Here is a 529-nt window from a genome sequence, read left to right as displayed (position 1 = left end):
CAGCCTGCACCTCCCTGGCCGACCAGCGGAAATCGCTGCCGTCGCGCAGCATGCGATGCAGGATCACGGCGAGCTTGCGGGCCACGGCGACGGTGGCCTTCTTAGTGCCGATCCTCTGGGCCAGGCGCGTTCCCCAGGCCTTCAGCGCCGACCAGCGCGAGACGCGGTGAAGGATGATGCCCGCCGCCTCGTACAGGTAGGTGCGCAGCAGCTTGTCGCCGCAACGCGAGATGTGTCCGGTGTAGTCCTCCTCGCCGGACTGGTAGCGCCGCGGTGTCAGGCCGATGTAAGCCCCGACGCTGGAGGATCTGGCGAAGCGCTCCGGCGCATCGACAACGCTGACGTAGGTCAGCGCGACCAGGACGCCGACGCCCGGAGCGGTCATCAGCCGCCGCACCGCCTGGTCCTGCCGGGCCATGGCCACGAGCCGACGGCCGAGGGCCGTGATCTGCTCCCCAATGCTTTGCCAAGCCGCCAGCAGCGCCTCAGCCACCTCCTGCAGCGGCCCATCCGCGACCAGCGTCCGGAC

1 protein-coding gene is annotated in these 529 nt (G+C 69.9%); it reads right to left on the bottom strand.

The genetic code is table 11. The features are described from left to right. Positions 1–529, bottom strand: a 529-nt coding sequence (locus E2C05_RS32430) for an IS110 family RNA-guided transposase (RefSeq protein WP_133223675.1), incomplete at both ends; no start/stop codon positions are given.

Origin of the sequence: Paracraurococcus ruber (genome assembly GCF_004353985.1) — a bacterium.
GTDB classification, from domain to species: Bacteria; Pseudomonadota; Alphaproteobacteria; order Acetobacterales; family Acetobacteraceae; genus Paracraurococcus; species Paracraurococcus ruber.
This window is presented reverse-complemented; position numbering and strand designations above follow the sequence as displayed.